The 26,436-nt window shown below is 59.3% G+C and carries 21 protein-coding genes; 4 read left to right on the top strand and 17 right to left on the bottom strand.

Annotated features, from left to right (window positions below; genetic code table 11):
- The first annotated feature begins 36 nt into the window (after positions 1 to 36).
- Positions 37 to 5,841 carry an MG2 domain-containing protein gene (locus tag BFP95_RS12140; protein WP_065910148.1) on the top strand — a complete coding sequence of 1,935 codons (5,805 nt, stop codon included), beginning with the start codon at positions 37 to 39 and terminating at the stop codon, positions 5,839 to 5,841.
- Positions 5,822 to 8,119 (top strand): penicillin-binding protein 1C, encoded by a 2,298-nt coding sequence (gene pbpC / locus BFP95_RS12145; RefSeq protein WP_065910152.1) that lies wholly within the window; start codon positions 5,822 to 5,824, stop codon positions 8,117 to 8,119. Before BFP95_RS12140 ends, pbpC begins: the two co-directional genes overlap by 20 nt.
- Here the strand turns inward: pbpC and BFP95_RS12150 are convergent.
- The 17 genes from BFP95_RS12150 to mnmG form a co-directional block, all read right to left on the bottom strand.
- Complete coding sequence (locus BFP95_RS12150) at positions 8,116 to 8,493, bottom strand: hypothetical protein (protein ID WP_065875569.1); 378 nt, start codon at positions 8,491 to 8,493, stop codon at positions 8,116 to 8,118. The genes pbpC and BFP95_RS12150 overlap by 4 nt on opposite strands.
- Before the next feature lie 60 nt (positions 8,494 to 8,553).
- Entirely contained in the window at positions 8,554 to 10,386 is a 1,833-nt protein-coding gene (gene glmS, locus BFP95_RS12155; RefSeq protein ID WP_065891284.1) for a glutamine--fructose-6-phosphate transaminase (isomerizing), read from the bottom strand.
- Positions 10,387 to 10,396: 10 nt separating this feature from the next.
- Positions 10,397 to 11,164 (bottom strand): DeoR/GlpR family DNA-binding transcription regulator, encoded by a 768-nt coding sequence (locus BFP95_RS12160; RefSeq protein ID WP_065910154.1) that lies wholly within the window; start codon positions 11,162 to 11,164, stop codon positions 10,397 to 10,399.
- 233 nt (positions 11,165 to 11,397) lie between these two features.
- Positions 11,398 to 12,765 carry a bifunctional UDP-N-acetylglucosamine diphosphorylase/glucosamine-1-phosphate N-acetyltransferase GlmU gene (gene glmU / locus BFP95_RS12165; protein ID WP_065910156.1) on the bottom strand — a complete coding sequence of 456 codons (1,368 nt, stop codon included), beginning with the start codon at positions 12,763 to 12,765 and terminating at the stop codon, positions 11,398 to 11,400.
- A 123-nt stretch (positions 12,766 to 12,888) separates the two neighbouring features.
- Positions 12,889 to 13,305, bottom strand: a complete 417-nt coding sequence (locus tag BFP95_RS12170) for a F0F1 ATP synthase subunit epsilon (protein WP_003195825.1) — start codon at positions 13,303 to 13,305, stop codon at positions 12,889 to 12,891.
- A gap of 44 nt (positions 13,306 to 13,349) precedes the next feature.
- Positions 13,350 to 14,726, bottom strand: a complete 1,377-nt coding sequence (gene atpD / locus BFP95_RS12175) for a F0F1 ATP synthase subunit beta (protein WP_057725772.1) — start codon at positions 14,724 to 14,726, stop codon at positions 13,350 to 13,352.
- Between the two features lie 27 nt (positions 14,727 to 14,753).
- On the bottom strand, positions 14,754 to 15,614 hold the full coding sequence (gene atpG / locus BFP95_RS12180) for a F0F1 ATP synthase subunit gamma (RefSeq protein WP_028618578.1): 861 nt from the start codon (positions 15,612 to 15,614) through the stop codon (positions 14,754 to 14,756).
- Positions 15,615 to 15,664: 50 nt separating this feature from the next.
- Complete coding sequence (gene atpA / locus BFP95_RS12185; protein WP_053127456.1) at positions 15,665 to 17,209, bottom strand: F0F1 ATP synthase subunit alpha; 1,545 nt, start codon at positions 17,207 to 17,209, stop codon at positions 15,665 to 15,667.
- Between the two features lie 21 nt (positions 17,210 to 17,230).
- Positions 17,231 to 17,767 carry a F0F1 ATP synthase subunit delta gene (locus BFP95_RS12190; protein ID WP_049710821.1) on the bottom strand — a complete coding sequence of 179 codons (537 nt, stop codon included), beginning with the start codon at positions 17,765 to 17,767 and terminating at the stop codon, positions 17,231 to 17,233.
- A gap of 12 nt (positions 17,768 to 17,779) precedes the next feature.
- Positions 17,780 to 18,250 carry a F0F1 ATP synthase subunit B gene (locus BFP95_RS12195; protein WP_008439543.1) on the bottom strand — a complete coding sequence of 157 codons (471 nt, stop codon included), beginning with the start codon at positions 18,248 to 18,250 and terminating at the stop codon, positions 17,780 to 17,782.
- Positions 18,251 to 18,305: 55 nt separating this feature from the next.
- Positions 18,306 to 18,563, bottom strand: a complete 258-nt coding sequence (gene atpE / locus BFP95_RS12200) for a F0F1 ATP synthase subunit C (RefSeq protein ID WP_002555987.1) — start codon at positions 18,561 to 18,563, stop codon at positions 18,306 to 18,308.
- Positions 18,564 to 18,696: 133 nt separating this feature from the next.
- Positions 18,697 to 19,566, bottom strand: a complete 870-nt coding sequence (gene atpB, locus BFP95_RS12205; RefSeq protein WP_049710820.1) for a F0F1 ATP synthase subunit A — start codon at positions 19,564 to 19,566, stop codon at positions 18,697 to 18,699.
- 16 nt (positions 19,567 to 19,582) lie between these two features.
- Complete coding sequence (locus BFP95_RS12210) at positions 19,583 to 19,990, bottom strand: F0F1 ATP synthase subunit I (protein ID WP_003177069.1); 408 nt, start codon at positions 19,988 to 19,990, stop codon at positions 19,583 to 19,585.
- 148 nt (positions 19,991 to 20,138) lie between these two features.
- Positions 20,139 to 21,011 (bottom strand): ParB/RepB/Spo0J family partition protein, encoded by an 873-nt coding sequence (locus BFP95_RS12215; protein ID WP_065875572.1) that lies wholly within the window; start codon positions 21,009 to 21,011, stop codon positions 20,139 to 20,141.
- Positions 21,012 to 21,020: 9 nt separating this feature from the next.
- Complete coding sequence (locus tag BFP95_RS12220; RefSeq protein WP_049710818.1) at positions 21,021 to 21,818, bottom strand: ParA family protein; 798 nt, start codon at positions 21,816 to 21,818, stop codon at positions 21,021 to 21,023.
- 18 nt (positions 21,819 to 21,836) lie between these two features.
- Positions 21,837 to 22,481 carry a 16S rRNA (guanine(527)-N(7))-methyltransferase RsmG gene (gene rsmG, locus BFP95_RS12225; protein ID WP_065910158.1) on the bottom strand — a complete coding sequence of 215 codons (645 nt, stop codon included), beginning with the start codon at positions 22,479 to 22,481 and terminating at the stop codon, positions 21,837 to 21,839.
- The gene (mnmG, locus tag BFP95_RS12230) at positions 22,478 to 24,370 is read right to left on the bottom strand and encodes a tRNA uridine-5-carboxymethylaminomethyl(34) synthesis enzyme MnmG (RefSeq protein WP_065875670.1); all 1,893 of its coding nucleotides are present in this window, start codon (positions 24,368 to 24,370) and stop codon (positions 22,478 to 22,480) included. The genes rsmG and mnmG overlap by 4 nt, the downstream gene beginning before the upstream one ends.
- 563 nt (positions 24,371 to 24,933) lie before the next feature.
- Between mnmG and BFP95_RS12235 the strand changes: the two genes are divergently transcribed.
- Both BFP95_RS12235 and BFP95_RS12240 read left to right on the top strand, forming a co-directional pair.
- Positions 24,934 to 25,440 (top strand): sigma-70 family RNA polymerase sigma factor, encoded by a 507-nt coding sequence (locus BFP95_RS12235; protein ID WP_065875574.1) that lies wholly within the window; start codon positions 24,934 to 24,936, stop codon positions 25,438 to 25,440.
- Complete coding sequence (locus BFP95_RS12240; RefSeq protein ID WP_065910160.1) at positions 25,440 to 26,384, top strand: FecR domain-containing protein; 945 nt, start codon at positions 25,440 to 25,442, stop codon at positions 26,382 to 26,384. The genes BFP95_RS12235 and BFP95_RS12240 overlap by 1 nt, the downstream gene beginning before the upstream one ends.
- Positions 26,385 to 26,436: the final 52 nt, after the last annotated feature.

Raw genomic sequence — 26,436 nt, forward strand, 5'->3', positions numbered from 1 at the left:
TGTAAGATACGCCGCACTTAGCCAGGGATGCTCACCATGTTCGATTCGTTCAAAGCGATCAGCCGCCGTATTGTCGGCGCGTTATTGACAGTGGTGGGGGCCGTCTTTGGCCAATGGCATCCGCCGCTTTGGCTGCGCGCTACCGGCCGTGGGTTGGCGAACCTGGGCAGCAAAGCCCACGCTTATCCGCGCCAGACCGGTGCCGGCGTGTTAGGCCTCATCCTGCTGGCCGCCGCCGGGTTCTACGGCTGGCATTGGTATTCCAACCTGCCGCAGCCGCACACCGCGAGCTATTCGCTGCACAAACCGAACCTCACCGACTACACCCAGCAGCCGCCGGTTGTGGATAACTTGCAGGTGCGTTTCGGCGAATCCGTGGCCCCGTTGGCGGCCATCGGCAAACCGGTCACCGATGGCATTACCCTCAACCCTGCGGTTGCGGGCACCTGGCGTTGGTCCGACGACCGTACCCTGCAGTTCGTACCTGAGAAAGACTGGCCCATCGACGCCCATTACACCCTGGACCTGGCCAAGAAAAACCTGCTGGCCGACGGCGTGTTACTGGACCAGTACAGCACGCAGTTTTCCACCCAACCGTTCCGCGCCACCCTGGCGCAAAACGAGCTGTACCAGGACCCGTCCAACCCGACGCTGAAACAGCTGGTGGCCACCTTCCATTTTTCCCACCCTGTGGATGAAGACAACCTACGCAAACGCGTAACGGTGACCCTTGGCAAAGGCCTGGCCTACCGCGACGCCCAGTTGCCCAACCGCCCGGAAATCACCTTCGACGAGAAAAAGCTCAACGCCTACGTACGCTCCGCCGCCCTCGCCACGCCCCTGGAAAGCACGCCGGTCAGCGCCAAGCTCGACGAAGGCATCAAGGCCCGCGACGGCGGCAACGCCAGCAGCGCACCGCTGGTGGCGGAGGTCACCGTACCCGGTCGTTATCGCCTGACCTTTACCGGGGCCGAAGTGAGTTTTGTCGACAACGAACGTGGCGAACCGGAACCCGTGCTGATGTTCAGCAGCTCCAGCGCCGTCGCCGACGACACCATCGCCGGTAAGGTTCAGGCCTGGCTGTTGCCGGAAAAAGCCCAGGACGACACGCGCCCCTACAACAGCAACGAGATTGACGACGCCCTGCTCGCCCGCAGCACCAAGGTCAACCTGACCCACGTGCCCAGCGTCGAGCCGCTGAACACCCTGCACGCCTTCAAATTCAAGGCCCCGGCCGGTCGCGCGGTGTACGTACGAGTGCCCGCCAACCTGGAAGCCATCGGTGGCTACCTGGCAAAAAATCCTACGGCGTCGCTGATCAGCATGCCGGCGTACCCACGTACCTTGCAGTTCTTGTCTGACGGCGCCTTGCTCAGCCTCAATGGCGAAAAACGCCTGGGTTTCATGGCCCGTGGCGTGCCCGGCGCCCATGTGGAAATCGCCCGCCTATTGCCCAACCAGCTGCAACACCTGGTGGACCAGAGCAGCGGCAGCTTTGCGCGGCCGAACTTTGGCAATGAGTACTTCGATCGCATGGTCGAGCGTCAGTCTTTGGATATTCCTCTGTCATCCAATGACCCGGCAAAAACCGTCTACGACAATGTGGACCTCAGCCACTACCTCACCGCCAATGGCGGACGTCGCGGTATTTTTGTCCTCAAGCTCAGCCCGCAGGATGACCCCGCCGAGCGTACGTTCGAGTACGAGCACAACAGCACCAGCGACCTGCGTTTTATCGTAGTGACCGACCTCGGCATCATCGCCAAGCGCTCCAGCGATGGCAGCCACGATGTGTATGTGCAGTCCATCGGCAACGGCTCGCCGGTGTCCGACGCCCAAGTCGATATCATCGGTCGCAACGGGTTGCCGGTCGCCAGCGGCCATACCGACGGCGAAGGCCACGCGCATTTCGCCAAGCTGGATGAACTGCGTCGTGAGAAAACGCCACTGATGTATGTGGTCACGCGCGGTAATGACCAGTCGTTCCTGCCGATTGCCCGCCAGTCCCAGCAACTGGATTTGTCGCGCTTCGACGTAGGTGGTTTGGAAGAAGACGGTGCGATTGATCGCCTCAGCGCCTACCTGTTTACCGACCGTGGCCTGTACCGGCCCGGCGAAACCGCGCACCTGGGCATGATCGTGCGCAGCGGCAACTGGAAAGGCGCGCTGCAAGGCCTGCCGGTGGAGCTGCAAATCACCGACCCGCGTGGCCTGGAAGTCATCCGCCAGCCGTTGAAGCTGTCCGCCAGCGGCTTTGAAACCTTTGATTTCCCCAGCAGCGAAGTGGCCCCTGCCGGGGAGTACACCGCTACTTTGCAACTGATTGGCCAGAAGCAGACCCGCACCGACCTGGGCAGCGTGAGCTTCAAGGTCCGCGACTTCGAGCCGGACCGCATGAAGGTCAGCCTGAGCCTGCACGACACGCCTGTGCAGGGCTGGATTCCACCGGACCAAGTGGTGGCCAAAGTCACCGCTATGCACCTGTTCGGCGCCCCGGCGTCCGGCCGCCGCGTCACCGCGAAAATGTCCCTGAGCCCAACGCTCGCGGCGTTTGATCGCTACCCCGATTACCGTTTCCGCCTCAACGACTCCCTGGAAGAGGCCAGCACCGAAGACCTGGCTGAAACCACCGTCGACGACAACGGCCAGGCCGTGCTCGACCTCAACCTGCAACGCTTCGCCAACAGCACCTATCGCCTGCAGGTGATGACCCAGGTGTTCGAAGCCGAAGGCGGACGCAATGTGGCGGCGCAGAGTGCCTTGCTGGTGTCATCCGCGCCCTACCTGGTCGGTGTGAAAAGTCAGGATTCGCTGTCGTACGTCGCCAAAGACGCGCCGCGCCAGGTGCAATGGCTGGCTGTCGCGCCAGACCTTACGCCGCTGGCGGTGGACGGCCTGACCAGCGAAGTGGTCGAACACCGTTATGTGTCGGTGCTGGTGAAACAGTCCAACGGCACCTACAAGTACGAGTCGCGCATCAAGAACATCAGCCAGCCGGCGCAGCCACTGGTGATGACCGCGCAAGGCGCTAAGCAGACCCTGAACACCGCAACCCCGGGCGATTTCACTCTGCAACTCAAAGACGCCAACGGCAACCTGCTCAACCAGATCGACTACAGCGTGGCCGGGCGTGGCAACACTTCGCGCTCACTGGAACGCAACGCCGAGCTGCAACTGCGCCTGGATAAACGCAGCTACGCCACCGGTGATGAGATCGCCATCAGCATCCGTGCGCCCTACACCGGCGCCGGCTTGATCACCATCGAGCGCGACAAGGTCTACACCCAGCAGTGGTTCAAGGCCGACAGCACCAACAGCGTGCAACATATCCGTGTGCCGGCAGGGCTTGAGGGCAATGCCTACGTCAACGTGCAGTTTGTGCGCGATATGGGTTCGGCCGAGGTGTACATGAGCCCGCTGTCCTATGGTGTGGTGCCGTTCAGCATCAACCTGGATGCGCGACGCATGGCGCTGAAGGTTGAAGGCCCGGCGAAAATCGAGCCGGGGCAGATGCTGGATATCAAGGTCACCGCCGACCGCCCGGGCCGCGCAGTGGTGTACGCGGTAGATGAAGGCATCCTGCAAGTGGCGCGCTACCAGACGCCGGACCCGCTGGGCTTCTTCTTCCAGAAGCGTGCGCTGGAGGTAGGCACCAGTCAGATCCTTGACCTGATCCTGCCGGAATTCAGCCGCCTGCTGAGTGGGGCGGCGCCCGGTGGCGATACGGAAGGCGCCCTGGCCAATCACCTCAACCCATTCAAGCGTAAACATCAGCCGCCCGTGGCGTGGTGGTCTGGGTTGGTAGACCTGCCAGCCGGCGAAACCCTGCTGCATTACCAGGTGCCGGACAGCTTCAACGGCAAGCTGCACCTGTTTGCGGTGGCAGTGGACAGCGACAGCGTCGGTGTCAGCGAAGCCAATACCGAGGTGCGCGGGCCGATCGTGATCACGCCAAACGTACCGGCCTTTGTGGCGCCGGGGGATGTGTTCAACGTCAGCGCCGGGGTGTTCAGCAACCTCGATGCAGCGGCGGACGTGAAGTTTGAACTTCAGACCAGCGATGGCCTGAAGGTACAGGGCGACAAGGGCAGCACGTTGTCACTGCAACCGCGCAAGGAAGGCACGGCCGAGTTCAAGATCAAGGTGGGTGAAATCCTCGGTTCGGCTGACCTGCGCTTTGTCGCCGTATTGCCCAACGGCAAGCGTATCCAGGTGGCGGAAACTACCTCGATCCGCCCGCTGAGCGAACATCGCGTGGCACTGAGCCTGGGCCGTTTCGACAGCGCCAGCAAAGAACTCAAACCTACTCGCGAACTGTTCAGCCAGCTGCGTGACGTGCAACTGGGCGTGGCTGCCTCGCCGCTGGTATGGGCCAATGGCCTCAAGCATTACCTGGATGACTACGGCTATGCCTGCACCGAGCAATGGGTGTCCAAGGCCATGCCGGCGTTGATCTGGGGCGGTAACGCACCGGAAGCCGAACAAGCCTTCAGCAGTGCCGTGCGCATGCTGCGCCAACGCCAGAACCAGGCCGGTGGCTTCGGTTTGTGGGCAGCCAACCCGGACGTGGCGCCGTACGCCAGCCTGTACGCCACCGACTTCCTGATCGAAGCCAAGGAGCGCGGGTTGCCGGTACCGGAAGATCTGCTGGTGCGCTCGAACGCGTATCTGACAGACCTGGCCAACGGTCCTAGCGAAGGCCTGTCGGAATTGCGCAACCGCGCCTACGCCAGTTACCTGCTGAGCCGTCAGGGGATTCTGGTAAGTGGTGCATTGAGCGATATCCGCGAGCGCTACGAGAGCTACTTCAAGGACACCTGGCAGAACGACCTGGGCGCCGCTTACCTGGCTGCCAGCTACAAATTGCTCAAGCAGGATCGCCAGGCCGATGCACTGTTCCGCAAAATCCCATGGCGTTCGCTTGTGGATAAGTGGGACAGCGACGGTTTGTATTACGACCCGCTGGTGCATGATGCCGAACACCTGCACCTGCTGGCGCGCCACTTCCCCGAGCTGATGGACGATGTGCCCACGGCCTTGCTGGATAAACTCGGCAAGCGCCTCAATGAGCAGCGTTACAACTCGCTGTCGGCGGCGCTGTTGCTGCGCGCCCTGGACAACTATGGCCAGCGCGCGCAAAGCGACATGACCCTCAAGGCCACCGCCTGGCTGGGTGACAAGCAGCAGCAATTGCTGGAGATGGCCGGTCAGCCACCGCGCGCCGCCGTGCCAGGCACCACGCAAAAGCTGGTGATGGAAAAATCCGATGGCCCGGCCGCGTTCTACATGCTCAGCGAAGCCGGTTTCGACAAGGGCGCCAAGCTCAAGCCGATCAACAATGGCCTGGAAATCATCCACGAATACCTCGACCTCAAGGGCGAGCCGGTGAGCAAGGTGGCGGTAGGTGATGAGTTCCTGGTGCGCCTGCGTCTGCGTGCTACAGACCGTGATCAGGTGCAGCAAGTGGCCGTGGTCGACTTGCTGCCGGGTGGCGTAGAGCCTGTGTATAACTTGCCGCCGGAGCCGGAAGCCGCCAGCAGTGAGGAAGGTGAAGGCGAAGCGTCCGAATACGTGGAAGAAGACAGCCAGGAAGCGGACGCATGGCAAGCGCCCATCGGCGAAACCGAGCTGAGCACCTGGCAGCCGGACTATGTGGACGTGCGTGATGATCGAGTGGTGTTGTACGGCACTGCGCTGCGCGATGTAGGCACTTTCGTCTACCGTGTGCGCGCCACCAACGCCGGCACCTTCAATACGCCACCGGCCTACGCCGAAGGCATGTACGAAACCACCCTGCAAGGGCGAGGCAAAGTAGGCCAGCTTGAAATTACCAAGCCTTAAGCGCCTGACGCCGCTGCTGGCAGCGGCGGTTCTACTGGCGGGGTTGCGGCTGTGGCCCCATGCCCCGCTGGAACAGGCCGTGACCTCGTCACGGGTGGTATTGGCCGACGACGGCTCGCTGCTGCGCATGACGTTGGCGGATGACGGGCAATACCGTCTGTGGCTGCCGCTGGAGCGCATGTCGCCGTCATTGGTCGAGGCCTTGCTGCTCAAGGAAGACCGTAATTTCTACTGGCACCCGGGGATCAATCCCCCGGCGTTGCTGCGCGCAGCCCTGGCCACCTACAGCGGTGGCCAACGCCAGGGCGGGTCGACCTTGAGCATGCAACTGGCGCGGCGCTTGTGGGATCTGAACACCCGCCAAGTGCCAGGCAAGTTGCAGCAGATGGCGTTGGCGCTATGGCTGGAAGCACGCTACAGCAAGCACGATATTCTTGAGGCCTACCTGAACCTGGCGCCCATGGGCGGCAATATCGAGGGCGCCGAAGCGGCCAGCCGTATCTACTTTGGTAAGTCGGCGGCGCAGTTGTCGTTGTCCGAAGCGCTGGCGTTGGCGGTGATCCCGCAGCAACCGGGGCGACGTGCGCGCTTCGGGCCGTCATTGCAAAACGCGCGGCTGCGCTTGATGGCTGACTGGCGCGAGACTTATCCACAGGACCCGCGTAACGACAGTTTGTTGGACCTGCCTCTGGAGGCGCGCAACCGCCAGCAGATTCCTTTCCTGGCGCCGCACCTGAGCGAGCAATTGCTGGCATCCCAGCCCGGCAACGAGTTGAACAGCACCCTCAACTTGCCCTTGCAACAGTTACTCGAACGCCTGATCACCGGGTTTATCGCCGAGCGGCGCAGCACCGGTGTGGAAAACGCTACGGCCATCCTGATCGACAGCCGCGACCAGAGCGTCAAGGCGCTGGTAGGGTCGGCGGATTACTTATCCACAAGCCTCCACGGTCAAGTGAATGGAGTGCTGTCGCGACGCTCGCCGGGGTCGACGCTTAAGCCGTTTTTGTACGGCCTGGCGCTGGACCAGGGGGTGATCCACCCGATGAGTATCCTCAAGGATCTGCCAAGTAATTTCGGCTACTTTCAGCCGGAAAATTTCGACGGCAGTTTTGTCGGGCCGCTGACAGCCCGGGATGCGTTGATCCGTAGTCGAAATATCCCGGCGGTGTGGCTGGCCAGCCAGGTTAAGTCGCCGTCCTTATATGGATTGCTGCAGCGCGCCGGTATCAAAGGCCTGCGCGACGAAAGCCACTACGGTCTGGCGTTGGCCCTCGGCGGCGGTGAGATGACCCCGGAAGAACTGGCGCGGCTGTATGTGATGCTGGCCGGTGACGGGCACTTGCGGCCCTTGCGCTATTTGCAGGAACAGCCCCAGACCACCGGCGCCCAACTGCTAACGCCCCAAGCCGCCTTCATGGTGCGCGACATGCTGCGTCGCAACCCACGCCCGGATGGCTTGCCTGGCCGCCACTGGCGCACCGCCTGGAAAACCGGCACCTCTTGGGGGTTCCATGATGCATGGAGCGCAGGCCTGGTCGGGCCGTACGTGCTGGTGGTGTGGGTGGGCAACTTTGATGGCCGGCCAAACCCGGCGTTTATCGGCGCCAAGACGGCTGCGCCGCTGTTTTTCCGCATCGCCGACGCCCTGCCCCTGGCCCTGCCGAATGTGGTGATCAAACCCGACAAGCCACCCGCCGGACTGGTGCGCATCGACATCTGCGCCGCCTCCGGCGAGTTGCCCAACCGCTGGTGCCCGCAAACCCGCAAGACTTGGTATATCCCCGGCGTCTCGCCGATTCGCGTGTCCAACCTGCACCGCCCGGTGCTGATCGACACCCGCACCGGTAAAGCCGCCTGCCCGCCGTTCGAGGCGCAATACACCCGCGAAGAAGTCTTCGAGTTCTGGCCCAGCGACGTGCAACGCCTATACCGCGCCGCCGGCCTGCCGCGGCGCACGCCGCCCAACGTGATGAAAAACTGCCAACCCAACCGCATCAGCGACCAGAGCGAAGCGCCGCAAATTCGTTCGCCGCTGACTCAGGTGAGCTATCAGCTGCGCCTGTCCCAACCGCAGGAAAGCATCCCGCTGAATGCCAATGCGGCCAGCGATGCGGCGACGTTGTACTGGTTCGCTGATCAAACCTTGATCGGCCAAGGGCCGCCGCAAACCACACTGAATTGGCGGCCGGGCAAGTCGGGGGAGTATCGGTTGCGAGTCAGTGATGATCAGGGGCGCAGTGCGAGCCGGGGGTTGCGGGTGGAGTTTGTGCCTTAGGAGTGGTTGTCGCACTCAGCAAGTTCAACGTAGCTTGACTCCCCGCCTCCCGTCGCACCCGATAACCACCCCCAGACGAAGCTCAGCGTGGTACGCCCGGCCTGGTCGACGTCGACCGTGCCACGAGACCAACCGGCCAGTAGTGCGCCTTCTGTCGTCACGCACTGATAAAGCAACTCGATGGTATCAGGGCCGGTTACACGCCCGACCTGCTGGCCCAGACGAATCCTTGCGCCTTGGTAAGTGCTCGAGATGGCATCGCCATCGACAAGGTAATGAAACACCGTGCCCGTACCTGAGAGACCTTGGGTATTGTTTGCGACCGCAAACCGGCGATTGTTCAAACGTGCGTGAATCTGGGAAGAGGGTTGCATCGAGGTCGCATCCTTTCGCTGGAACCTGGAGACCCCAAGGGCCTCCAGGCGCGTGCCGTATTACTCCACCGTCACCGACTTCGCCAGGTTGCGCGGCTGGTCAACGTCAGTGCCCTTGAGCACGGCGACGTAGTAAGACAGCAGTTGCAGCGGGATGGTGTAGAGAATCGGCGACAGGGTGTCGTTGATGTGCGGCATGTTGATGACGTGGGTGCCTTCACCATTGGTCATGCCGGCTTTCTCGTCGGCGAACACCACCAGTTGGCCGCCACGGGCGCGGACTTCCTGCAGGTTGGACTTGAGCTTTTCCAGCAGTTCGTTGTTTGGCGCGACCGTGACGACTGGCATGTCGTCATCCACCAGGGCCAATGGACCGTGCTTGAGCTCGCCGGCCGGGTAGGCTTCGGCGTGGATGTACGAGATTTCCTTGAGTTTGAGCGAGCCTTCCATTGCCACCGGGTATTGCGCGCCACGGCCGAGGAACAGGGTGTGGTTTTTGTCGGCGAACAGCTCGGCGACTTTTTCCACGATGCTGTCCATGGCCAGGGCCTCACCCAGGCGGGTTGGCAGGCGGCGCAGTTCTTCGACCAGGGTGGCTTCAACACCTGCGGCGAGGGTGCCACGTACTTGGCCCAGGGACAGGGTGAGCAGCAACAGGCCGACCAGCTGGGTGGTGAAGGCTTTGGTGGAGGCCACGCCGATTTCGCGACCGGCCTGGGTCAGCAGGGTCAGGTCGGATTCGCGCACCAGGGAGCTGATGCTGACGTTGCAGATCGCCAGGCTGGCGAGGAAGCCCAGCTCCTTGGCGTTACGCAAGGCGGCCAAGGTGTCGGCGGTTTCGCCGGACTGCGAGATGGTCACGAACAGGGTGTCAGGCTGGACCACCACTTTGCGGTAGCGGAACTCGCTGGCCACTTCGACCTGGCATGGAATGCCGGCCAGTTCTTCCAGCCAATAACGGGCAACCATGCCGGCGTGGTAGCTGGTGCCGCAAGCCACGATCTGCACATTGCGCACTTTGGCGAACAACTCGGCGGCTTGTGGGCCAAAGGCGTTGACCAGCACTTGCTTGTCGCCCAGGCGACCCTCCAGCGTGCGTTGCACCACGGCCGGTTGCTCGTGGATTTCCTTGAGCATGAAGTGGCGGTATTCGCCTTTGTCGGCGGCTTCGGCGCCGTCGCGGTATTGCACCGCTTCACGCTCGACAGACTGACCGTTAACGTCCCAGATCTGCACGCTTTCACGGCGGATGTCAGCGATATCGCCTTCTTCCAGGTACATGAAGCGGTCGGTGACCTGGCGTAGGGCCAACTGGTCGGAAGCCAGGAAGTTCTCACCCAAGCCCAGGCCGATCACCAACGGGCTGCCACTGCGGGCGGCAACCACGCGATCGGGCTGGCTGGCGCTGACCACGGCCAGGCCGTAGGCGCCGTGCAGTTCTTTTACGGTGGCTTTGAGGGCGACAGTCAGGTCGCCCAGGTCTTTGAGCTTGTGATTCAGCAGGTGGGCGATGACTTCGGTGTCGGTGTCCGAAGTGAATACGTAGCCCAGCCCCTTGAGTTGCTCACGCAGCACTTCGTGGTTTTCGATGATGCCGTTGTGCACCACCGCCAGGTCGCCGGAAAAGTGTGGGTGGGCGTTGCGTTCGCACGGCGCACCGTGGGTAGCCCAACGGGTGTGGGCGATGCCCAGACGGCCAACCAACGGCTCACCGGCCAGGGCTTGCTCCAGTTCACTGACTTTACCCGGGCGACGCATGCGCTCAAGCTTGCCGGCGTTGGAGAAGACGGCCACACCGGCGCTGTCGTAGCCACGGTATTCCAGGCGCTTGAGGCCTTCGAGCAGGATGGGAGTGATGTTGCGTTCAGCGACTGCGCCTACGATGCCACACATGGTGTTTCTCCTAGATGATTGCCGCACATATCAGCGTAATGCCGCGGGCTTGAATCTGGTCGCGGGCCTCAAGCGGCAGGCGATCATCGGTGATAAGGGTATGGACGCTGCTCCAGGGCAGTTCCAGGTTGGGAATCTTGCGGCCGATCTTGTCGGATTCGACCATCACCACCACTTCACGGGCGACCTCTGCCATGACGCGGCTCAGGCCCAGCAGTTCGTTGAAGGTGGTGGTACCGCGCTGCAGATCGATGCCGTCGGCGCCGATAAACAGTTGATCAAAGTCATAGGAACGCAGCACTTGCTCGGCGACCTGGCCCTGGAACGAGTCCGAATGCGGGTCCCAGGTGCCGCCGGTCATCAACAGCACCGGCTCGTGCTCCAGCTCGCTCAAGGCGCAGGCCACGTGCAGGGAGTTGGTCATCACCACCAGGCCGGGCTGGTGGCCCAGTTCGGGGATCATCGCGGCGGTGGTGCTGCCGCTGTCGATGATGATGCGCGCGTGTTCGCGCAGGCGCGTCACGGCGGCACGGGCGATGGCGCGCTTGTAGATCGAGATGGGTTGGGCGGCGTCGCCGACCAGTTCCTGGGGCATTGTAATTGCGCCACCGTAACGGCGTAACAGCAGGCCGTTGCTTTCGAGGGCAGCCAAGTCCTTGCGGATGGTCACTTCCGACGTTTCGAAACGCTTGGCCAATTCGTCCACGCTGACTTCGCCCTGTTCATTGAGCAAGGTCAGGATGTTGTGGCGTCGTTGGGGGGTATTTCGTTTCGACATGGTGATGGTAAGTTTCGTTTCGAAAGATAACGAAGGCAATCAAAACCTATTGGCGAAACATCGTCAAGTGGGGCGTGCTAAATTTTTAGGTGCACACCCCAAAATAAATGTGGGAGCTGGCTTGCCTGCGATAGCGGAGTGTCAGGCAACATAAATGTTGAATGCCAGACCGCTATCGCAGGCAAGCCAGCTCCCACAGGAGGCAGCGTTCAGCCAGACAGATTGTGGATAACTCAGGTCTTTTTGAATTTGACCGGGCGTTTCCAGCCATCAATGTTGCGTTGGCGGGCACGGGCGACAGCCAGTTGGGACTTATCCACATCCTGGTTGATGGTTGAGCCCGCTGCCGTATTCGAGCCATCACCAATGGTGACGGGTGCAATCAGGGAGTTGTTGGAGCCGATGAATACGTCCTCGCCAATCGTCGTCTGATACTTGTTAGCGCCATCGTAATTGCAGGTGATTGCGCCTGCACCAATGTTGCTGCGAGCACCGATTACCGCATCGCCCAAGTAGGCCAGGTGGCCGGCCTTGGCATCGTCGCCCATTTTCGCGTTTTTCAACTCGACGAAATTACCCACATGCGCCCTGGCCCCCATCACTGTGCCCGGACGTAACCGCGCAAACGGCCCAGCATCGCTGCCCTCGCCCATCACGGCGCCGTCGATATGGCTGTTGGCCTTGACCACCGCGCCTTTGCGCAGGGTGCTGTCCTTGATCACGCAGTTCGGGCCAATCACCACGTCGTCTTCGATGATCACGCGGCCTTCGAGGATCACGTTGATGTCGATCAGCACGTCGCGGCCGACAGTGACTTCGCCACGCACATCGAAGCGCGCCGGGTCGCGCAGGGTCACGCCCTGGGCCATCAAGCGGCGGCCTTCGCGCAGCTGGTAGTGACGTTCAAGCTCTGCAAGCTGCTTGCGGTCGTTGGCGCCCTGCACTTCCATCGGGTCGTGTGGCTGTTCGGTCGCGACCAGCAGGCCATCGCTCACGGCCATCTCGATGACGTCGGTGAGGTAGTACTCGCCCTGGGCGTTGTTGTTAGACAGACGGCTCATCCAGTCGGCGAGCTTATTGGCAGGGACCGCCAGAATCCCGGTGTTGCCTTCGGTAATGGCGCGCTGAGTTTCGCTGGCATCCTTGTGCTCAACGATGGCCGCGACCTTGCCGTCGGCTTTGCGCACAATGCGCCCGTAACCGGTAGGGTCATCCAGTTCAACGGTCAGCAGGCCCATCTGGCCAGACACGACATGCTTGAGCAGGCGTTGCAGGGTTTCCACTTCAATCAGCGGTACGTCGCCGTACAGGATCAGCACGGTGTCGGCAGTGATGAAGGGCACGGCTTGTGCGGTGGCATGGCCGGTGCCGAGTTGTTTGTCCTGCAAAACGAAATTCAGGTCATCCGCGGCCAGGCGCTCACGGACCACATCGGCACCGTGGCCAATCACCACGTGGATGCGCTGCGGGTCGAGTTGCCGGGCGCTGTGGATAACATGACCAAGCATGGAGTTGCCGGCCACCGGGTGCAGCACCTTGGGTAGGGCCGAACGCATACGGGTGCCCTGGCCTGCGGCGAGAATGACGATTTCAAGAGACATGAGTGGCTACCAATCCTGGGCGGTCCGACTTCAGACCAGAGAAGTGTTTTGCAAAAAAAGAAAAAGGGTAGCCGAGGCTACCCTTTTTAATCAATCGCGCATAAAGCATGACGGCATGGCCGCTTACTTCTTGCGGATCTGCTGGAGCGTGCGCAGCTGAGCTGCAGCCTCGGCCAGACGTACAGCAGCAGCGCTGTAGTCGAAGTCGGCACCCTTTTCGTTCAGGGCCTTCTCGGCAGCCTTGACGGCTTCCTGAGCGGAGGCTTCATCCAGGTCGCCAGCACGTTGCACGGTGTCGGCAAGTACCTTGACCATGTTCGGCTGAACCTCGAGGAAACCACCGGAGATGTAAAACACCTCACGTTCCCCGCCTTGCTTGGTCAGCGTGATCGGACCTGGTTTCAAGCTTGTGATCAGCGGGGCATGACCCATGGCGATACCAAGATCACCCAGGTCGCCGTGCGCTGTAACAAACTCGACCAGACCGGAGAAAATTTCCCCTTCCGCGCTGACGATATCGCAATGGACTGTCATAGCCATCTGATTGCCTCAACCTGATGAGCGCCCGTTACCGGGCGCCTGGATTACAGTTTCTTGGCTTTCTCGATCGCTTCTTCGATGCCGCCGACCATGTAGAACGCTTGTTCTGGCAGGTGGTCGTAGTCACCGTTGAGGATGCCTTTGAAGCCAGCAATGGTGTCTTTCAGGGAAACGTATTTACCCGAAGCACCGGTGAAGACTTCAGCCACGAAGAACGGCTGCGACAAGAAGCGCTGGATCTTACGAGCACGGTTTACCAACTGCTTGTCGGCTTCCGACAGCTCGTCCATACCCAGGATCGCAATGATGTCCTTCAGTTCTTTGTAACGCTGCAGCACGTACTGAACGCCGCGAGCGGTGTCGTAGTGCTCCTGGCCGATCACGTTCGGGTCCAGCTGGCGCGAAGTCGAGTCGAGTGGATCGACCGCTGGGTAGATACCCAGGGAAGCGATGTCACGGGACAGAACGACGGTGGCGTCCAAGTGGGCGAAGGTGGTCGCAGGCGACGGGTCGGTCAAGTCATCCGCAGGTACGTATACCGCTTGGATCGAAGTGATCGAACCTTCCTTGGTCGAAGTGATACGTTCTTGCAGAACGCCCATCTCTTCAGCCAGGGTCGGCTGGTAGCCTACTGCGGAAGGCATACGGCCCAGCAGTGCGGATACTTCAGTACCGGCCAAGGTGTAACGGTAGATGTTGTCGACGAACAGCAGAACGTCGTTACCTTCGTCACGGAACTTCTCGGCCATGGTCAGGCCAGTCAGTGCTACGCGCAGACGGTTACCCGGCGGCTCGTTCATCTGACCGTAAACCAGTGCCACTTTGTCCAGAACGTTGGAGTCCTTCATCTCGTGGTAGAAGTCGTTACCCTCACGGGTACGCTCACCCACACCGGCGAACACGGAATAACCGCTGTGCTCGATGGCGATGTTACGGATCAGTTCCATCATGTTTACGGTCTTGCCTACACCGGCACCACCGAACAGACCGACTTTACCGCCTTTGGCGAACGGGCAAACCAGGTCGATAACCTTGATGCCGGTTTCCAGCAGGTCGTTGCCGCCAGCTTGTTCGGCGAACGAAGGTGCTGGACGGTGAATGCCCCAACGCTCTTCGGTGTCGATCGGGCCAGCTTCGTCAATCGGGTTGCCCAGTACGTCCATGATCCGGCCCAGGGTCGCTTTACCGACCGGTACGGAGATGGCTGCGCCAGAGTCGATTACGTCCAGACCGCGCTTCAAGCCTTCGGTGGAACCCATCGCAATGGTACGAACTACGCCGTCGCCCAGCTGCTGCTGAACTTCCAGAGTAGTGTCCGCGCCTTGTACTTTCAGCGCGTTGTAGATGCTCGGTACGCTGTCGCGTGGAAATTCCACGTCGATAACGGCGCCGATGATTTGAACGATACGTCCGCTACTCATAGCTGGATCCTCTGAATATTTGAACCGTTAAACCGCGGCAGCGCCGCCGACGATTTCCGAGATCTCTTGGGTGATCGCAGCCTGACGCGCCTTGTTGTAGATCAGCTGCAAATCGCTGATCAGATCACCGGCGTTATCGGTAGCGTTTTTCATCGCGATCATCCGCGCTGCTTGTTCAGCTGCGTTGTTCTCGACCACCGCCTGGTACACCTGCGACTCCACGTAGCGCACCATCAAGCCGTCAAGCAGCTCTTTGGCGTCTGGTTCGTAGAGGTAGTCCCAGTGGTGCTTGAGTTCCTGATCCGGAGTCGCCACCAGTGGAATCAATTGCTCCACGGTTGGCTGCTGGGTCATGGTGTTGATGAACTTGTTGGATACCACGGAGAGGCGGTCAATCCGGCCTTCCAGGTATGCATCCAGCATCACCTTCACACTGCCGATCAAATCATTGATCGACGGCTCTTCACCCAGGTGGCTGATAGCTGCAACGACGTTACCGCCGAAGTTGCGGAAAAAGGCCGCACCCTTGCTACCAACAACACACAGATCGATCTCGACGCCGTTTTCGCGGTTTACCGCCATGTCCTTGACCAGGGCCTTGAACAGGTTGGTATTCAGACCACCGCACAAACCACGGTCACTGCTCACAACCACATAACCGACGCGCTTGACTTCACGCTCGATCATGAATGGGTGGCGGTATTCCGGGTTGGCGTTGGCCAAATGCCCAATTACCTGGCGGATACGCTCCGCATAAGGACGGCTAGCAGCCATGCGCATTTGTGCCTTGCGCATTTTGCTGACCGCCACTTTTTCCATGGCGCTGGTAATCTTTTGCGTGCTTTTGATGCTCGCAATCTTACTGCGAATCTCTTTTGCGCCTGCCATGTAACACCTATCAGGTTAGCAAGCGGGAGCCTTGCGGCTCCCGCTGCGGCTTACCAGGTTTGGGTGGCCTTGAACTTCTCGATACCGGCTTTCATGCCAGCGTCGATATCGTCATTGAAGTCACCCTTCACGTTGATCTTCGCCATCAATTCGGCGTGATCGCGGTTGAAGTAAGCAATCAGCGCTTGTTCAAAGCTGCCAACCTTGGCGATTTCAACGTCGGTCAGGAACCCACGCTCAGCGGCATACAGCGACAACGCCATGTCAGCGATCGACATTGGGGCGTATTGCTTCTGCTTCATCAGCTCGGTAACGCGCTGACCATGCTCAAGTTGCTTACGGGTCGCTTCGTCCAGGTCAGAAGCAAACTGGGCGAATGCCGCCAATTCACGGTACTGAGCCAGAGCGGTACGGATACCACCGGAGAGCTTCTTGATGATCTTGGTCTGAGCGGCACCACCCACACGGGATACCGAAACACCGGCGTTCACTGCTGGGCGGATGCCCGAGTTGAACATGGCCGATTCCAGGAAGATCTGACCGTCAGTGATGGAAATCACGTTGGTCGGAACGAACGCAGAAACGTCGCCAGCCTGGGTTTCGATGATCGGCAGTGCGGTCAGGGAACCGGTTTTGCCGGTCACTGCGCCGTTGGTGAACTTCTCTACGTATTCTTCCGAAACGCGGGATGCGCGCTCCAGCAGACGGGAGTGGAGATAGAACACGTCGCCTGGGTAAGCTTCACGGCCTGGTGGACGGCGCAGCAGCAGGGAAATCTGGCGGTAAGCCACTGCTTGCTTGGACAGATCGTCATAAACGATCAGCGCGTCTTCACCGCGGTCGCGGAAGAATTCACCCATGGTGCAACCGGAGTACGGTGCCAGGAATTGCAGCGCAGGAGATTCCGAAGCACTGGCAGCCACGATGATCGTGTTGGCCAGGGCGCCGTTTTCTTCCAGCTTGCGAACCACGTTGGCGATGGTCGATTGCTTCTGACCGATCGCTACGTAGACGCAGAAAATGCCGCTGTTCTTCTGGTTGATGATCGCGTCGATGGCCAGAGCGGTTTTACCGATCTGACGGTCACCGATGATCAGCTCACGCTGGCCACGGCCGACAGGGATCATGGCATCGACAGCCTTGTAGCCAGTCTGTACAGGCTGGTCTACCGACTTACGCCAGATCACGCCTGGAGCAACTTTCTCGACCGCGTCGGTCTCGGTGTTGCCCAGTGGACCTTTACCGTCAACAGGGTTACCCAGTGCGTCGACTACGCGACCCAGCAGTTCCTTACCAACCGGAACCTCCAGGATGCGGCCAGTGCACTTGGCGCTCATGCCTTCAGCCAGACTGGTGTAAGCGCCCAATACAACGGCACCTACGGAGTCTTGCTCCAGGTTGAGGGCCATACCGAAGACGCCGCCCGGAAACTCGATCATCTCGCCGTACATTACGTCGGCCAGACCGTGAATCCGCACGATACCGTCAGATACGCTGACGACAGTGCCTTCGTTACGGGCTTGGGAGGTCACATCGAGCTTGTCGATGCGGCCCTTGATAATTTCACTTATTTCGGAAGGATTGAGTTGCTGCATTGCTCTGCTGCCCCTTCAAACTCAAGATTTCAATGCTTCGGCAAGATTCGCGAGTTTGCCGCGAATCGAACCATCGATAACCAGGTCGCCGGCGCGAATGATGACACCACCAATCAGGGTGGCATCCTCCGCAACTTGCAGGCGCACTTCCCGGTCGAGTCGTGCACTGAGAACCTTGGCGAGTTTGTCTTGCTGTTCTTGGTTCAATGCGAAAGCACTGGTGACTTCAACGTCTACCGACTTCTCTTGCTCGGCCTTGTACAGGTCGAACAGAGCGGCAATCTCCGGCAAAAGCAGGAGACGGTCGTTTTCGGCAACGACGTGCAAGAAGTTCTGCACTTTCACATCAAACTTGTCGCCGCACACGTCAATAAACGTGGCGGCCTTGTCTGCGCTCGTCAGTCGCGGGGCCTTGAGCACGCGCTGCATGGTGTCGTCTTGCGACACTGCTGCAGCCAGGCCGAGCATGGCTGACCAAGAGGCCAGCTGCTGGTGGGCCTGGGCGTGCTCGAAGGCTGCCTTAGCGTAAGGTCGGGCCAACGTGGTCAATTCTGCCATGATCGCCCTCGCTTAAATTTCAGCAGCCAGTTTGTTAACCAGCTCCGCGTGCGCGTTTTGATCGATTGTGGCGCCCAGGATCTTCTCAGCACCGCCGACGGCCAGAGCACCCAGTTGGGCACGCAGGGCATCTTTGACACCGTTCAGTTCCTGCTCGATCTCGGCCTGAGCCTGAACCTTCACACGGTCAGCGTCGATACGGGCTTTTTCAACAGCCTCTTCAACAATCTGGTTACCGCGTTTCTTGGCTTGCTCAATGATCTCGGCTGCTTGGGCTTTCGCTTCGCGCAGTTGCTGACCCGCTTTATCTTGGGCCAACTCCAGGTCGCGAGCTGCTCGGGCTGCAGCGTCCAGTCCATCCGCGATCTTCTTCTGACGCTCGTGCAGAGCTGCGATGACCGGAGGCCATACGAACTTCATGCAGAAAACGACAAAAATCAAGAACGCTAAGGACTGACCAATAATGGTTGCATTAATGTTCACGCCAATACCTCGCTCATTCGTTGCACAACACACCAATCACTCGAAAAACGAGTGATTAACCGGCGAGTTGACCAACGAAAGGGTTCGCGAAGGTGAAGAACAGAGCGATACCAACACCGATCATGGTCACGGCGTCGAGCAGGCCGGCGACGATGAACATTTTAACTTGCAGCATTGGAACCATTTCTGGCTGACGCGCGGCGCCTTCCAGGAATTTGCCGCCCAGCAGGCCGAAACCAATGGCAGTACCCAGGGCGCCCAGGCCGATCAACAGTGCAACAGCGATAGCGGTTAGACCAACTACAGTTTCCATCTTTCCTCCCGACTTTTACGTCGTATGGTTTAGGTTTTTTAGATTTTAAAGCGGTAAAACAAATCGTTTCATAGCCCTGGTGGGCCACCTTCCCGTTTCACCGGGAAGGACATCAGACTAGTCGAGACTGGCCTTAATGGTTCTCTTCGTGCGCCATCGACAGGTAGACGATGGTCAGCATCATGAAGATGAAGGCCTGCAGGGTGATGATCAGGATGTGGAACACAGCCCACGCCCACTGCAGAACGATGCCCAGGCCGCTAAGCCAGAGCAGGCCGCTGCCGAACATCACAGCGATCAGAATGAACACCAACTCGCCGGCATACATGTTGCCGAACAGTCGCAGAGCCAGGGAAATCGGCTTGGCGATCAGGGTCACGAATTCCAGCAGGAAGTTCACCGGGATCAGCAGGGCTTGAACAAAGATGTTCTTGCTGCCGAACGGGTGCAGGGTCAGTTCGCCGATGAAGCCGCCGATGCCCTTGATCTTGATGCTGTAGAAAATGATCAGCGCGAACACCGACAAGGCCATGCCCAGGGTAGCGTTCGGGTCAGTGGTCGATACCGCGCGGAATGGGATGTGCGGGTCGCCGGAGATCAGGATGGCCAGCTGAGGAATCCAGTCAACCGGGATCAGGTCGACGGCGTTCATCAGGAACACCCAGACGAAGATGGTCAGTGCCAGCGGTGCAATCACCGGGCTACGGCCATGGAAGCTGTCTTTCACGCTGCCATCGACGAATTCGACCAATACTTCAACGAAGTTCTGCAAAGCACCTGGCTGACCGGAAGTTGCCTTCTTGGCCGCCATGCGGAAAATCAGAACGAAGATCAGACCCAATGCGACCGACCAGCCCAGAGTATCCAGGTGGAAAGCCCAGAAACCCATTTCTTTGGCTTCTGCTGCGGAGTGGGCAAAGCCCCAGCCGCCATTAGGAAGCTGACCGAAGGTCAGGTTCTGCAAGTGGTGCTGGATATAGCCCGAAGCGGTTGTTTCTGCCATGGTTGCCTCAAACGCCCTAAGGTTTCGAAAGTCTTGTTTTCATTAGCAGGGGAGCGAACCAGCTGACCAGTTGGGTCAACACGAAGACGCCGAATACAGCCAGCGGCGCCAATGGCTTCACACCTGCAAAGGTCAGTGCAAACAGCACTGCCGTCAAAATCAGTTTCCCCGCCTCGCCGGCATAAAAAGACCGGACGATAGCCTGGGCTGCTCGGGCGCCGGAAAACCGAAAGGCCCTGTGAGCAAAATACATATTGGGCAGCAAGGCTATCAGGCCTCCGCAGAGTCCTGAATATCCGGCTACGACTCCATGCCCGTACCAAAGCGCCAAAGCGGCGATCAGTAAAATCACAAATTGAGCCAATAAAACCGGAAAAACGGCCAGGCGATGGAACGGCAACGTGTTTGGCGTGCGGGTTTCCATCACTTTTGCTCCTCAATGGTCGGCTGCCGGAAATCAATAACTTGGCATAATTTGTGCCGACAAAATGCGCGCAGAGTATAGGGGCGGTTCAGCCCCTATTCAACTGCCGGGTAGTGATTTCCGATCGCGCGCTACATGAGCAAATGTTTCAGCGGATGTGAGCAAGAACACCCTGAAGCTCATCCAGCGAGTTATACCCGATAACCAGTTGCCCTTTGCCCTTCTTGCCGTGACGAATTTGCACCGAAGAGCCCAGCCGCTCGGCCAGGCGCTGCTCAAGACGCGCGATATCCGGATCAGGTTTGGCCGTTTCGACCGGTGCAGGTTTGCCGCTGAGCCACTGGCGAACCAGGGCCTCGGTCTGACGAACGGTGAGACCCCGTGCGACAACGTGTCGCGCCCCTTCAACCTGTTGATTTTCCGGCAAACCGAGCAAGGCACGGGCGTGGCCCATTTCCAGGTCGCCATGGGACAACATGGTCTTGATGACTTCCGGCAAGGCGATCAGGCGCAGCAAGTTGGACACGGTCACGCGGGACTTGCCCACCGCGTCCGCGACTTGTTGCTGGGTCAACTGGAATTCCTGCTGCAGACGCTGCAAAGCGATCGCTTCTTCGATCGGGTTGAGGTCTTCACGCTGGATGTTCTCGATCAACGCCATGGCGATGGCGGTTTCATCCGGCACATCGCGCACCATCGCCGGGATGGTTTCCTTACCAGCCTGCTGGCTCGCGCGCCAGCGGCGTTCACCGGCGATGATTTCATAACGGCCGTCACCAATCGGGCGTACCACGATTGGCTGCATCACGCCCTGAGCCTTGATCGAATTGGCTAACTCCTCCAGCGCCTGGGGGTCCATGTCCCGGCGTGGCTGGTATTTGCCGCGCTGGATCAGGTCCAGGGGCAGGTGCTGCAGCTCGCGCTCGTCGGCCTGCACCGCTTGTTCTTCAAGCGATGTGACGGTCGGACCACTCAGCAGTGCATCCAGTCCACGTCCGAGACCTCGTTTCTTGACGGCCATGGGAATTCCTTAAGTTGGCTGGGCTGCAGCGGTGCGTGAGTTGCGGCGTTGGCGACGAACCATCTCGCCGGCCAGTGCCAGGTAAGCAATGGCACCGCGCGACGTTTTGTCATAGGCCAACGCGGGCATGCCATAGCTTGGCGCTTCGGCCAGGCGGATGTTGCGTGGAATCACGGTGTCGTACAACTGCTCGCCGAAGTGTTCCTTAAGCTGCGCCGACACATCGTTCATCAGGCTCAGGCGCGGATCGTACATCGTGCGCAGTAAGCCTTCGATCTGCAGGTTCGGGTTGAGCAACTCGGCGATTCGCTTGATGTTATCCACAAGGTCGCTCAAACCTTCCAGTGCGAAGTATTCGCACTGCATGGGGATAATCACCCCATCGGCGGCCACCAACGCGTTGAGCGTGAGCATCGATAGCGACGGTGGGCAGTCGATCAAAATGTAGTCGTAGTTCTCGCGGATCGGCGCCAAGGCGCTGCGCAGACGGCTTTCTTTCATCTGCATTTCGAGCAGCACCACTTCCGCCGCGGTCAAATCGCGGTTGGCCGGCAGCAGTTGATAACCGCCGTGCTCGGAATAGTGCATGGCCTGAGCCAGGTCGCACTCGCCAATCAGCACGTCGTAGACCGAGTTTTCCAGGCCGTGTTTATCCACACCGCTACCCATGGTGGCGTTGCCCTGTGGATCGAGATCGATCAACAGCACCCGACGCTTGGTGGCGACCAGGGATGCTGCGAGGTTGATGCAGGTGGTGGTTTTACCCACGCCACCTTTCTGGTTCGCTATTGCGAATACCTTAGCCATTCTTGCTTGTGTTCCCAATCATGCCGTGCGGCGCAGTATCAGCAGATGGCGTTGGCCTTGGCAACCGGGTACGGCCAAGGCGTGTTCGCTATCGAGGTGGAAGTCTGCCGGCAATGCTAACAGCTCGTCGCTTGGATGAACGCCCTTCATTGCCAGCCAGCGCGTGTCACGGTCGCCAAGGTGGCGAGTCCAGTTGCTGAAGTTCTCCATGCTGCTGAACGCCCGGGAAACAATTCCGTTGAAGGGCTGCTCAGGCGTGAAGTCTTCGACGCGGCTGTGGATAACCTGCAGGTTGTCCAGTTTGAGTTCGAGTTTGACCTGGGTCAGGAAGCGGGTTTTCTTGCCGTTGCTGTCAAGGCAGGTCACTTGCGACTCGGGAAACAGGATGGCCAGCGGGATGCCAGGCATGCCGCCGCCACTGCCCACGTCCAACCAGCGACCGTTTTCGATGAATGGCATTACGCTCAAGCTATCGAGCAAGTGACGCGAAACCATTTCATCAGGGTCACGCACGGCAGTCAGGTTGTAAGCCTTGTTCCACTTGATCAACAGGGCCAGGTAGCCCAGCAGCAATTCGTGCTGGGCCGGGGTCAGGTCGATGCCCAACTGGCACGCACCTGTGGATAACTCTTCGGCGTGTTGCGAGGTAACAGACGAACTCAAGCGCTTTGCTCCAACTGACGGCCCGCGCCGCGTTTTTTCAAATGAATCATCAACAGCGAAATGGCTGCCGGGGTGACACCGGGGATACGTGACGCCTGGCCCAGGGTTTCTGGCCGAGTTATCCCCAGCTTGCTTTGAATTTCTTTCGACAACCCGGAAATCCCGGTGTAGTCGATATCCACAGGCAGCTTGGTGTTTTCACTGGCGCGCAGGCGAGCGATCTCATCCTGCTGGCGGTCAATGTAACCGGCGTATTTGGTCTTGATTTCGACCTGCTCGGCAACTTGTGGGTCTTCTGCGCCGTGGCCGGTCACTTCGACCAAGCCAGCGTAGTCGATTTCCGGACGGGACAGCAGGTTCAGCAAGTTGTATTCGTGGGTCAGCGGCGTGCCAAATTTTTCGGCGATCGCGTCGCCCTGCTCGGTGCCCGGGCGAACCCAAGTGCTTTTCAGGCGCTGCTCTTCCAACGCAATGCTTTCGCGTTTTTTGCAGAAAGCTTCCCAGCGTGCGTCATCGACCAGGCCCAGCTCGCGGCCTTTTTCGGTCAGACGCAGGTCGGCGTTGTCTTCGCGCAGGATCAATCGGTATTCCGCCCGGGAAGTGAACATCCGGTACGGTTCCTGGGTACCCAGGGTAATCAGGTCGTCGACCAATACGCCGATATACGCTTCATCGCGGCGCGGGCACCAGGTGTCTTTGCCCTGCGCGCGCAATGCCGCGTTGGTCCCGGCCAGCAAACCTTGGGCGCCGGCTTCTTCGTAACCGGTGGTGCCGTTGATTTGCCCGGCGAAAAACAAACCGCCAATGACTTTGGTTTCCAGGCTGTACTTCAGGTCACGCGGGTCGAAGTAGTCGTACTCGATGGCGTAGCCCGGACGCACGATGTGCGCGTTTTCCATACCGCGAATCGATTGCACGATCTGGATCTGTACGTCGAACGGCAGTGAGGTGGAAATCCCGTTCGGGTACAGCTCGTGGGTGGTCAAGCCTTCGGGCTCGATGAAGACCTGGTGGCTTTCCTTGTCGGCAAAGCGGTGGATCTTGTCTTCAATCGACGGGCAATAACGTGGGCCGATGCCTTCGATCACCCCGGAATACATCGGCGAACGGTCGAGGTTCGCCGCGATGATTTCGTGGGTGCGTGCATTGGTGTGGGTGATCCAGCAGCTGACCTGTTTGGGGTGCTGTTCTTTGGAGCCCATGAACGACATGACCGGGATCGGTGTATCGCCGGCTTGTTCGGTCATCACCGAGAAATCCACAGAACGCCCGTCGATACGCGGCGGGGTCCCGGTTTTCAAACGGCCGACGCGCAGCGGCAATTCACGCAGTCGTTTAGCCAGGGCGATCGAGGGGGGGTCACCCGCACGGCCGCCGGAATAGTTCTGCATACCGATGTGGATAAGTCCGCCGAGGAACGTACCGGTGGTCAACACCACGGATTCTGCGTGAAAACGCAGGCCCATCTGCGTGACAACACCGCGTACCTGGTCTTGCTCGACGATCAGGTCATCCGCTGCCTGCTGAAATATCCACAGGTTCGGCTGGTTTTCCAGGGTTTCGCGTACCGCCGCCTTGTACAGGATGCGGTCGGCTTGAGCCCGGGTAGCCCGTACGGCCGGGCCTTTGCGGCTGTTGAGCACGCGAAATTGAATACCACCTTTGTCAGTCGCCATGGCCATCACGCCGCCAAGGGCGTCGATTTCCTTGACCAGATGGCTTTTGCCGATCCCACCGATGGCGGGGTTGCAGCTCATGGCACCGAGGGTTTCCACGTTATGCGTCAACAACAGGGTTTTGACACCCATGCGTGCTGACGCCAGTGCTGCCTCGGTACCGGCATGACCGCCGCCGATGACGATCACTTCAAAACGGGAAGGGAAATCCACCACGCACCTCGTGCCTGCTTATGTAGGTAATCAGGAATTGTCTGTTGAAAGAGATTGGAGCAATGCCGGCAAGTATAGGGACTTAGCCCTTGCTAAAGAACCCTTTGCACAAAATTTAACCAGCTGTGGATGAATCACAGACAATAGAAATTAAAAGAGAGAAATTTATTAAATCTTTGTTTTTATGTTTATTTCTACTGATCACCTTTTCTGTGGATAGATCTCTACAAGCCCCTATTTACAATGTGTACAGAGATTCAAAAGTCTGTGGTCATGTGCCAATGAGGCCCTTGGATAAGTGGTTTAAGCCTGTGGATTAAACAGGTGGTTATCCACAGGCAGGTTTTTACTCAGGTTTCAGGCCCTGTTATCAACTGGGCACAAGGGCGGTTATTCACAGGGTTTAATCCACAGAAATTGGTTCAACCGTGTGTATTTCGCCCACACGCAGGCCAACCAAATCCTCACATTCGTTGGTAAGCGCAGAAAGTAGAGATCTATTGTGGGAACACCGTAGGGCAGTTAATAATAGCGATTATCATTAACCTAGTTCGTCATGCCCTATGTCCCCTTCTTCACACACGGTTGCAGTCCAGCATATCTATGAGCAGCACCATTCCTGGTTGCACGGGTGGCTCAAAGGGAAGTTGCATAACGCCTGCGATGCCGCCGATGTGGCGCACGATACGTTCGTGCGGATACTAGGCGGACGGCATGCGGCGCAGATCGTTGAACCGCGGGACTATCTGGCGACCATCGCCAAGGGCCTGGTGATTGATCGTTATCGCCGGCACGCCATCGAACAGGCCTACAGACAAACACTGGCTGAACGGCCTGAAGGCACCGCCATCAGTGAAGAAGACAAGGCCATCATCATTGAGACCCTGGTGGCTGTGGATAAAGCCCTGTCCGGACTCGGCGAGCGGGCGCGGCGGATTTTCATGATGTCGCAGATCGAAGGGCTGACTTATCAACAGATCGCCAATCAACTGCAGGTGTCACTGACCACAGTGAAGAAGCATATGATTCGGGCATTGACTGAGTGTTCGCTGATCATGGCCAGCCTGTAATGGCGATTCCCGATCGCAAGACCTTCGAGTCCGCAGCCAGTTGGTATGTGCAATTTCAATCCCAACCGGCTACACCCGCAGAACGCCAGGCCTGGCAGCAATGGCTCAACGATGATCCGGCCCATCAGGCGGCATGGAACCAGATGGAGCAATTACAGCGCAGTCTTGGCGCTCTGCCCCAGGATTTAACCCGCCGTGCATTGTCGACCACGCAGCAACGTCGCCAGGTACTGAAGTGGATGCTGGTGTTGGGCGGTACCGGGTACTTGGGCTGGAATGTTCAGCAACACACGTCTCTGGGCAATGTATTGGCCGACTACCGGACTTCCGTGGGTGAACGCCGGCGTATCGAATTGGCCGATGGCACGCGGCTTGATCTCAACACCGGCACGGCGATTGATGTGGTGTTCGACGGGCGTCAGCGTTTGATCCGCCTGCGCGAAGGTGAAGTACTTATCCACACGGGAAAATTGAGCGGGCACACGCCCTTTTATGTCGAAACCCGCCAAGGGCGAGTCCAGGCATTGGGTACCCGATTTACCGTGCGCCAACTGTCGGACACCACACGTGTCGGCGTTCTGGAGGATCGCGTGAGCGTGTCGCCAGGTGACCAGCCCAACCATGTCCGCGTGCTCGGAGCAGGTGAAAGCGCTGACTTTGATCGCCAAAACGTCGGGCCGAACATTGTGTATCGCGGTTCCCAGGCGGCCTGGGTCGATGGCCAGTTGATCGTATTGGATGCTCGACTCGGGGATGTACTCGACGAGCTCGCGCGTTATCGGCCGGGCGTATTGCAATGCGACGTGGCTTCGGCACGTCTGCGCGTTTCCGGTACGTTGCGCCTGGATTCAACGGATGCGGTACTGGCCAATCTGCAAGCGACCTTGCCGATCAAAGTGAAGTATTTCACTCGCTATTGGGTTTCGGTGAAGCGAATCAGCTGACTGGAAAAATTATCCATAAGGGGGTTATCTTTTTTTTGCCTGGTGCGGCCCT

The organism is Pseudomonas sp. 58 R 12 (genome assembly GCF_900005865.1).
GTDB classification, from domain to species: domain Bacteria; phylum Pseudomonadota; class Gammaproteobacteria; order Pseudomonadales; family Pseudomonadaceae; genus Aquipseudomonas; species Aquipseudomonas tritici.

What these genes read in the sequence shown, in the direction of transcription:
- BFP95_RS12140 (WP_065910148.1), top strand. Translation starts at nt 37, where the DNA reads ATGTTCGATTCGTTCAAAGCGATCAGCCGCCGTATTGTCGGCGCGTTA.
- BFP95_RS12150 (WP_065875569.1), bottom strand. Translation starts at nt 8,493, where the DNA reads ATGCAACCCTCTTCCCAGATTCACGCACGTTTGAACAATCGCCGGTTT.
- glmS (WP_065891284.1), bottom strand. Translation starts at nt 10,386, where the DNA reads ATGTGTGGCATCGTAGGCGCAGTCGCTGAACGCAACATCACTCCCATC.
- BFP95_RS12160 (WP_065910154.1), bottom strand. Translation starts at nt 11,164, where the DNA reads ATGTCGAAACGAAATACCCCCCAACGACGCCACAACATCCTGACCTTG.
- glmU (WP_065910156.1), bottom strand. Translation starts at nt 12,765, where the DNA reads ATGTCTCTTGAAATCGTCATTCTCGCCGCAGGCCAGGGCACCCGTATG.
- BFP95_RS12170 (WP_003195825.1), bottom strand. Translation starts at nt 13,305, where the DNA reads ATGGCTATGACAGTCCATTGCGATATCGTCAGCGCGGAAGGGGAAATT.
- atpD (WP_057725772.1), bottom strand. Translation starts at nt 14,726, where the DNA reads ATGAGTAGCGGACGTATCGTTCAAATCATCGGCGCCGTTATCGACGTG.
- atpG (WP_028618578.1), bottom strand. Translation starts at nt 15,614, where the DNA reads ATGGCAGGCGCAAAAGAGATTCGCAGTAAGATTGCGAGCATCAAAAGC.
- atpA (WP_053127456.1), bottom strand. Translation starts at nt 17,209, where the DNA reads ATGCAGCAACTCAATCCTTCCGAAATAAGTGAAATTATCAAGGGCCGC.
- BFP95_RS12190 (WP_049710821.1), bottom strand. Translation starts at nt 17,767, where the DNA reads ATGGCAGAATTGACCACGTTGGCCCGACCTTACGCTAAGGCAGCCTTC.
- atpE (WP_002555987.1), bottom strand. Translation starts at nt 18,563, where the DNA reads ATGGAAACTGTAGTTGGTCTAACCGCTATCGCTGTTGCACTGTTGATC.
- atpB (WP_049710820.1), bottom strand. Translation starts at nt 19,566, where the DNA reads ATGGCAGAAACAACCGCTTCGGGCTATATCCAGCACCACTTGCAGAAC.
- BFP95_RS12210 (WP_003177069.1), bottom strand. Translation starts at nt 19,990, where the DNA reads ATGGAAACCCGCACGCCAAACACGTTGCCGTTCCATCGCCTGGCCGTT.
- BFP95_RS12215 (WP_065875572.1), bottom strand. Translation starts at nt 21,011, where the DNA reads ATGGCCGTCAAGAAACGAGGTCTCGGACGTGGACTGGATGCACTGCTG.
- BFP95_RS12220 (WP_049710818.1), bottom strand. Translation starts at nt 21,818, where the DNA reads ATGGCTAAGGTATTCGCAATAGCGAACCAGAAAGGTGGCGTGGGTAAA.
- BFP95_RS12235 (WP_065875574.1), top strand. Translation starts at nt 24,934, where the DNA reads ATGTCCCCTTCTTCACACACGGTTGCAGTCCAGCATATCTATGAGCAG.
- BFP95_RS12240 (WP_065910160.1), top strand. Translation starts at nt 25,440, where the DNA reads ATGGCGATTCCCGATCGCAAGACCTTCGAGTCCGCAGCCAGTTGGTAT.